The organism is Streptomyces sp. OR43, assembly GCF_008042275.1.
Lineage (GTDB): Bacteria > Actinomycetota > Actinomycetes > Streptomycetales > Streptomycetaceae > Streptomyces.
Window position 1 is genome coordinate 41,549 of the sequence record NZ_RDBK01000001.1, and the last position, 5,645, is coordinate 47,193.

Annotated in this window: 3 protein-coding genes and 2 pseudogenes; 3 read left to right on the top strand and 2 right to left on the bottom strand. The window is 68.8% G+C overall.

What is annotated here, in order from left to right:
* Positions 1-558: pseudogene (locus EAO72_RS00165) on the bottom strand (hypothetical protein); the annotation flags it as partial.
* A gap of 481 nt (positions 559-1,039) precedes the next feature.
* On the opposite strand from EAO72_RS00165, the gene EAO72_RS00170 reads away from it, so the two are divergent.
* The gene (locus EAO72_RS00170; RefSeq protein ID WP_148015120.1) at positions 1,040-2,545 is read left to right on the top strand and encodes a glutamate-cysteine ligase family protein; all 1,506 of its coding nucleotides are present in this window, start codon (positions 1,040-1,042) and stop codon (positions 2,543-2,545) included.
* Positions 2,546-2,713: 168 nt separating this feature from the next.
* Here EAO72_RS00170 and EAO72_RS00175 read toward each other — a convergent pair whose 3' ends face one another.
* Complete coding sequence (locus EAO72_RS00175; RefSeq protein WP_148015121.1) at positions 2,714-4,501, bottom strand: substrate-binding and VWA domain-containing protein; 1,788 nt, start codon at positions 4,499-4,501, stop codon at positions 2,714-2,716.
* Positions 4,502-4,686: 185 nt separating this feature from the next.
* Between EAO72_RS00175 and EAO72_RS00180 the strand changes: the two genes are divergently transcribed.
* Positions 4,687-5,466, top strand: a complete 780-nt coding sequence (locus EAO72_RS00180) for a CPBP family intramembrane glutamic endopeptidase (RefSeq protein WP_148015122.1) — start codon at positions 4,687-4,689, stop codon at positions 5,464-5,466.
* 79 nt (positions 5,467-5,545) lie between these two features.
* Positions 5,546-5,645, top strand: a pseudogene (locus EAO72_RS42645) (PhzF family phenazine biosynthesis protein); the annotation flags it as partial.

Sequence of the window (5,645 nt, forward strand, 5' to 3'; positions counted from 1 at the left end):
GATCCCGGCATCGACCTCGGCAGCCTTCCGGTCGGCATATCCAAGACCGGTCCTCAGCTCTTCGGCCAGTTGATCGAGAACACGGCCTGAAAGATTATGTGGAACTATGTTCACTTCGAGGTTGAACATCCCCAGCTCTGTCTGGAAATCACGGCTGGCGATGCGATCCAGAACCTGTCCATTCAGCAGCCTCGGCTGGTACGGCGTCGCGGCCGCTTCCGCATGGCGCAGGGCGAGTTCGGTCGAGGCGAGGTACGGGCCCTCGAAGAAGTGCGAGAAGGCCCAGCCGTCAGGGGTGAGCATCGTGTCCGCCGCGGCGACGGCCCGCTCCGTACTGCGGATCAGGAAGCGCCATCCGACGAGCCGGGTCGTCGGTGCCGGCCTGTCCAGGCCGATGCGGTCCAGCACATGGACGGGAAGCGGGTGTTCGGGGCTCAGCGGTCCCTGGGCGGACCGCAGAGCGGGGGTACGGGCCTCGCGGACCGCGGTCGGTGAACCGAGCGCCGCGAGAACGCTGCGCAGAGCGGGCGCGGGAGCCGGGGGTACATGCAGCGGCATAGTGGGTCGCCTCTCACTTCGGAGACACGGTGGAGCGTGGGCGGGTGCAGACGGCGCTGTCGGCGTGCGGGGCCAGAGGAGGCCGGTGACTGGGCCGGTGCGTCAACTCTCTGCCTCGTCCGCGGAGTTTATACGACACGTGTTCACGCGGTGTTTCCACTAGCCGCCACGGCTATTGCCGACAAGGCGGTATCCGGACTTAATTATGCGGAGATTATGCTGATTCGGTGCGAGCGGCGCAGCCACCGCCTCGGGTTTTTCCCGCGCCGCGGTAGGCTGAAACGTGTCGGTGCTTTCCCCGCGTGCTGTCCAGGGAATCTCTGCACTGCGTCATGCCGAGTGAATGTGCCCCGGGCCTCAGTCATCAGATTAGCGGCTGCGCGGCGTCCGCGGGGCGTTATGGATCTCGCTGTCTGGGCATTATCGACCGTGACGCGAGCGGCCTGGGCCGCGGGCTGCCCACTCGAGGAGGGACGCTTCGATGGGGGAGAAGGTCGTTGCGGGCGCCGTTGACCTGTCCGACCGGCAGCAGTACCGGAGGAAGCTCCACCAGTGCCTGGAGGGGCTGGGGAGGCTCCTGGCGGAGCGGAGGTTCGACCGGCCGCGCAACCTCATGGGCATGGAGATCGAACTGAATCTGGCCGGCGCCGACGGTATGCCGAAGATGCTGAATGGACAGGTTCTGGATCGCATCGCCAGCCGTGATTTCCAGACAGAGCTGGGGATGTTCAACCTCGAAGTGAACATAGTTCCACATAATCTTTCAGGCCGTGTTCTCGATCAACTGGCCGAAGAGCTGAGGACCGGTCTTGGATATGCCGACCGGAAGGCTGCCGAGGTCGATGCCGGGATCATGATGATCGGAATACTCCCCACCCTCGGACGCGAGGACATGGTCCGGTCCAACCTCTCCGATGTCGACCGCTACGCGCTGCTGAACGATCAAATGGTGGCGGCGCGCGGCGAGGATTTCTCCTTGGATATCGAGGGTGTGGAGCGACTGGTCTGTACCTCGGGGTCGATCACGCCGGAGGCGGCCTGCACCTCGGTGCAGCTCCATCTGCAGGTGACCCCGGAACGCTTCGCCGACGTGTGGAACGCGGCCCAGGCCGTCGCCGCGGTCCAGGTGGCCCTGGGAGCCAACTCCCCCTTCCTGTTCGGCCGGGAGCTGTGGCGGGAGTCACGGCCGCCGCTCTTCCAGCAGGCGACGGACACCAGGCCGCCGGAGCTCCAGAACCAGGGGGTGCGGCCAAGGACCTGGTTCGGTGAGCGGTGGGTCGACTCGGCCTATGAGCTGTTCGAGGAGAACCTCCGCTACTTTCCCCCGCTGCTGCCGATCTGCGACGAGGAGGATCCCCTGCGGGTCCTCGACGAGGGAGGAGTGCCGGGGCTCCAGGAACTCGTTCTGCACAACGGCACGGTCTACCGGTGGAACCGCCCGGTCTACGGCCTGGCGGACGGCGTCCCGCACCTGAGGGTGGAGAACCGGGTGCTTCCCGCCGGGCCCACCGTCGCCGACGTGATCGCCAACACCGCGCTCTACTACGGACTCGTACGGGCACTCGCGGAGGAATCCCGGCCGGTGTGGACCAGGATGCCCTTCACCGCCGCGGCCGAGAACTTCGAGACCGCCTGCCGCCAGGGCATCGACGCCGAACTGCTCTGGCCCCGGCCCGGCCGCTCCGGCGGACTGACCCGGGTGCCGGCCGTCAAGCTCGTGCGGGACGAACTGCTGCCCCTGGCCGCCGCGGGTCTCGACGCCTGGAACATCGAGCCCGCGGACCGGGACCACTACCTCGGGATCATCGAGGAGCGCTGCCGGCGGCGGACGAACGGTGCGTCCTGGCAGGCCGACACCTATCACCGGGCGAGGGAGGCGGGGCTGGGGCGGGCCGAGGCGCTTGCCGCGATGACCCGGAGGTACACCGAACTGATGCAGGCCGGCGAGCCCGTCCATACCTGGCCGGTGGACCTCCCCGCACGGTGAGACGGGGCCGGGGCCGCGGCCGTCGGCGCCCCGGGCCCCGTGGAGGTACCCGGGGCCTGCGGCACCGTCCGCCGCGCCGGCCCATGACCCGGGCGCGCGCGGTGCGGGCGCGGCTCGGTGGCGTCGGCGCCACGTCGAAAGCCCATGACCGGGCGCGCGGTGCGGGCGCTACTCCCCGGCGCCGCCACCGCTCTGTCCCGCGGTCATGACGGCCTGCAGGATCACCGCCTGGATCTCCGCCGGGTCGCTGACCTGATAGCCGCCGCCTCCGGTCACCTTCGCTATCTCGTTCACCTCTTCGCGGTCCGCGTCGGGACCGACCGCGATGGCGAGCAGCGGGACCGGGCGATCCGGGTCGGTGATCTTCTTGAGCTCGGCGATCAGGGCGGACCGCGAGATGGAGCGGTCGTCCTGGTTCGAGCCGTCGGTGAGGATCACGACGGCGTTGAACTTGCCCTTCACGTACGTACGCTGCGCCTCCTTGTAGGCGGCCAGCGCGGTGTCGTAGAGGCCGGTGGCCCCGTCGGGCACGGGCTTCAGCGAGGAGAACGCCGCGGCGAGCCTGTCACGGTGCGTGCCCCCGCCCTTGGCCGCGTCGCCGAGTCGGCTGGTCTCCACCAGCCTGCGGTAGTCCTTGTCGCCGTCGAGCGTCGTGGCGAACTCCCAGAGACCGATCTCGTCGTTCGGCGTGAACTGGTTGAGCGCCTGGATCAGGGACGCCTTGGTGACGTCCATCCGCGACTGGTTGCGGCCCGGCACGATCGTGGCCATCGACCCCGAGGCGTCGACGACCGTGGTGAGCCGTGCGCTCTGGACGGTGATCGTCCACATGCCGAGCGTCTCCTGCAGCGTCTCGTCCGAGGGGGCGGCCCCTGGCGACGTGGCGTACGGCTGCGGCGACTTGCCGCCGGCCGACGCGACCAGCGTCTCGTCCGCGGTGCCGTCGACGGTCCGGAAGCCGTGCTCCCGCAGCGTGCGCTGGGAGGCGTCCTCGGACAGCAGTGTCATGAAGCGCAGCGCGGCCCGGCTCTCGTCCGTCGTCTGCTCCTCCTCGTTGACCAGGGTGAACGGGTAGTTGAGGAGCGGAGCGCCGTCCTTCGGGTAGAAGAGGTCGAGCTTGCTGCCGCCCGTCGACTCGGCGTTGTGGGCGAACGCGGCCTGCTCGGAGAGGAGCACCGCCTGGTTCCGGGCCGGATTTCCCTGTTCCGCGCCGGAACCGTCCTGGGGCAGGGTCTCCACGACCTGGGTGTCGCCGTCCGACATCCGCTGGGCGAGCAGCTTGGCCGTGGCCGCGGCCCTCGTGTCGCTGTCCCCGCCCAGTTTGTCGGAGGAGATCCCGATGCTCGTCAGCGCCAGCAGGCCCGTGGCGCTGCGTGCGGGGTCGGCCGAGCCCAGACGCACCTTGTCGGACTCCATGGCCGCGGCCGTCAGCTCGGCCCAGGAGTACTTCTTCTCGGGCCAGCCGAGGGTCTTGGCCGCGGAGGGCACCATCGCGAGCGTGACGGGTGACGAGGCGACGGAGTCGCCCGGGGTGATCGGTATGGCGTCACCCAGGCCCTTGGCCCGGTTCAGCCAGAGGTCGGAGTCGGGGAGCCACATCTGGTATTCCGGCGCACGGGTGCCACGGGCGAGGGCGTCCGCGACCTTGTACGAGTCGCGGGCCACCACGTCCACGTCCACGCAGTGGCCGTCGGATCTCAGATTGTCCTTGCGTGCCTTGTCGGCGACGGCACGCACGGCGGGGGCGATGTCCGGCGAGGTCATCATGGACAGGTGCACGGCGGTGTCCTCGCAGGACTTCGAGAACGACAGCAGGCCGCCCTGTGCCGCGACCGCCGTTCCCGCCGCTACGGCGAGAACGAGCATGGTGGCGATGGCTACGGTACGACGGCGGCGCGGTGGACGGTCCCCGCTTCCATCCGTGGCGTAGTCGTCCGGCAAGCTGTGACGTCCCATGTCGGTGGTGCCCCTCCTTGAGGATGAACAAGGAAAAGGGGGACCCACACCATCGGCAATGGTGCTCGTCCCCCGGCCTGTCGCGCATGATCTTCGTACCTGCATTCGAGACCCTAGCGGGGCGGGGGGCGGCATGGGACGTGAATGCACAACTGAGGGCAGGTGTACAGGTGGAGGCGGGGCGCGTGGCTGATTCTTTTCCCCAGGAGGCCGTGTCACGACGGATCTTGCGGTCCGAAACGGTGTTGGTTCTGGCTCTCTCGCTGGGGGCCAGCGGAGTGTCTGCCCTGATCAGTTTTGTCGGGTCCCTGACGAAACCGGGGGGTTTGAAGGATCAGGCGGCCACACTCAACAGTTCCTACGCTCCGGGACGTCCCTGGCTGGATCTCGCCTGGCAGCTGTTCGGCATCACGACGGCGCTGGTGCCGGTCGCCCTGGTGGCGCATCTGCTGATCAGGGAGGGCGCGGGGCTGCGCGCCATCGGGTTCGACCGCACCATGCCGTGGTCGGACGTAGGACGCGGGACGGTGGTGGCAGCGGGGATCGGCAGCGCGGGCCTGGCCTTCTATCTGGTCGCCCGCACCGCCGGTTTCAACCTCACGGTCGTTCCCGAGTCGCTGCCCGACGTGTGGTGGAAGTTCCCCGTGCTCATCCTCTCGGCGATCCAGAACTCCGTGGTGGAGGAAGTGATCGTCGTCGGGTACCTGCTGCGCCGGCTGGGGCAGTTGGGGTGGACCCCGATGGCCGAGCTGGTGGCGAGTTCGGTCCTGCGCGGCTCGTACCACCTGTACCAGGGCATCGGCGGCTTCATCGGCAACATGGTGATGGGCGTCGTCTTCGTGCTGCTGTACCGCCGCTGGCAGCGTGTGGGGCCGCTGGTCGCCGCGCATGCCCTGCTCGACATCGGCGCGTTCGTCGGGTACGCGCTGCTCGCCGGGAAGGTGGGCTGGCTGCCGACCCCGTGAGGCCGGGGCGGGCCATTCCGAGCCGCCGACCCGGAATTGGCCTTGGCCGGGGGCTTCGCCCCGCCCCTACGGTCGGGCCATGAGGATTCGTATCGTCGACGCGTTCACCGACCGCCCCTTCTCCGGCAACCCCGCAGGTGTCCTGCTCCTGGGCCCGGAGCCTGCTCCTGGGCCCGGAG

Excerpts from the sequence above, each read along its gene's own strand:
- EAO72_RS00175 (WP_148015121.1), bottom strand. The coding sequence starts at position 4,501 with ATGGGACGTCACAGCTTGCCGGACGACTACGCCACGGATGGAAGCGGG.
- EAO72_RS00170 (WP_148015120.1), top strand. The coding sequence starts at position 1,040 with ATGGGGGAGAAGGTCGTTGCGGGCGCCGTTGACCTGTCCGACCGGCAG.